Below are 1,898 nucleotides of genomic sequence, written 5' to 3' on the forward strand. Positions count from 1 at the left end.
TGTGGAGTGAACGGATCGCGCCAGATCGCTGGGCCGGAAGCCCCTGGATCGCAAAGCGATGGAAACGTGGGACTGCGAGCGTAACGGCCTCTTTCCTGGGCTTGCCGAAATGTCGTTCGAGCTGAATGGTCAGTTCGGCTGGACTGGTGGTTCCCTCTTGAAAGAGGCCGATCAGAAGCCGGGCTGCGATGGGGAAGGGTCGAGGCTGTTCAAAGAGAACATCGTCCGTATAGCCGGCATCCTTCAGCACCCCCTGAAGCAAGTTGAGGTCGTCGCTCGTCATATATCTAATGGATGTTTCGGAAGACATGACATCCTCCTTTCGGTCGGGGCAAAGGGTTTGGCGGCCCTCAAACAGCAGCGCCCGTAATGATTACTGCTGGAGGCTAGACCATGCGCCCTCGGATTAGACAAAGCAAACAATAACTTTCGAGGATGCTCATATACGACGGCAGCATAAGTCATCCGCGACGGACGACATGCGCGCCTCCTCGGCGCGGTGTGGCAAGTCACGATAGAGCTGCGTTCCCTACTTAGACGCGATCTTCGGTCGCTGCCGGTGGTGCGGCTTGCTGGTCTTTCAGCAGCGCCGCATCGATTTCCGCTCGCGTGACTTGCAAATGCTGCCTCTTGAGCGAAGGCGTTTCAATTGACGGAATTTCCAGATGAGCGGCTAATATCCTGTAAGCGGCAAAGGACAGTTCCTCGATCCGTTCTTCGTCCACCGTTAGCCGATATGTCCCGGCTGCCAGTGGCATAACGAGAGATTCGATGAGGAACGAATGATCGAACCTGATTTCGGTTTCAGTTGTTCTGTTCATGGCTGACTCCGTCTGGATGTTGAGGCGACAGGCGTTTGCCGCGCAGCGGGGAGAACTTTCCGTCCCGTCTGCCTTCTTTTCACGCGTTTATGGCCTCAGCCATGACGCGATCTGGTCGGGGTCGGACAGGCCTTGTGGTCGCTGCGCCAAAGTCACCTTCGGTTTTCCGCAGCTTTCGAGGCTGCCGCCGGACGCGCGCTGGTTGCGCCGCCTTCATTCTCCCACGACGCCAGTGCATCCGGGCCTGAGCTTTGCCTGCGCCGAAGGGAGGGTGGGTAACTCTGCGAGGGTATCGTGCCGGCCTCAATGCGGCGGATGATCACGACTTCTTCGTGACGCTCCCGGCCCTCGTCGGCTTGCATGTCCGAAGTCGCATAATTGGCTCGCTTCAGAATTCGCTGCAGCGTCGAGCTCTCGACGGCTGCAGTTTCACCGACGTAAAGAATGGTTACCACAGCCAGCCCCCCGAAATCAGAAACAAGATGAAGGCGACGCTGAGCGCGACCAGGATTCTGATTGAAACGTGTTCAAAGGAATAATGATGATGGGACATGGAAGACATCACGTCCTCCTCTGATTGGGGCGAAGGATTTTAACCCTTTTGCGGCAGCGCCCGCTTCAAATGCTGCCGACAGAAATACTGTGCGCTTTGATTAGGTTTTAAGCAAGGCAGTTCGCCGCAATAAAAATAAAAACTTTCTACAGTATCCTGTGATATGGTGCATTCATTGGAATATTATTGCGAGGAGACGCTTCAGTGAAAGCTATTTTTCCAGACATGACCGGACGACAAGTTGCGGTATTTCTGATTGAGACATCGCTTGTAATGGCAGGACTGGTCGTAATCCTAATCGTAGGAATACCCATGCTTTAGAGTGACCGTCAATCACAGCTTGGTTGCCGCCATGCCAAGCCAGATTAGGATAATTCAGCGGCTGGTGAGGTTACCGCAGAAGCAATCGCCCGACCTTTGAGAAGAAGTCGCGGCCTCAAAAAGACCCCGGAACACGCGGTTTTCTGGTCTCCTACGGAAACCCACGCAGGCGTATAATTCAACCTCATCCCCCCACACAGCAC

Annotated in this window: 3 protein-coding genes; all 3 read right to left on the bottom strand. The window is 54.8% G+C overall.

Annotated features, from left to right (window positions below):
• On the bottom strand, window positions 1–310 hold a 310-nt coding region (locus C9413_RS31675; RefSeq protein WP_170251481.1), incomplete at its 3' end, for a hypothetical protein.
• 223 nt (window positions 311–533) lie between these two features.
• Window positions 534–821, bottom strand: a complete 288-nt coding sequence (locus C9413_RS31680) for a hypothetical protein (RefSeq protein WP_040115933.1) — start codon at window positions 819–821, stop codon at window positions 534–536.
• Window positions 822–973: 152 nt separating this feature from the next.
• Entirely contained in the window at window positions 974–1,276 is a 303-nt protein-coding gene (locus C9413_RS31685) for a hypothetical protein (RefSeq protein WP_040115934.1), read from the bottom strand.
• Between the last annotated feature and the right edge of the window lie 622 nt (window positions 1,277–1,898).

The sequence above is a fragment of the Rhizobium sp. SEMIA 4085 genome (genome assembly GCF_013004495.1).
GTDB lineage: Bacteria > Pseudomonadota > Alphaproteobacteria > Rhizobiales > Rhizobiaceae > Rhizobium > Rhizobium gallicum.

Bases quoted from the DNA above. Each gene is read 5' to 3' on its own strand.
- C9413_RS31680 (WP_040115933.1), bottom strand. From the start codon at position 821: ATGAACAGAACAACTGAAACCGAAATCAGGTTCGATCATTCGTTCCTC.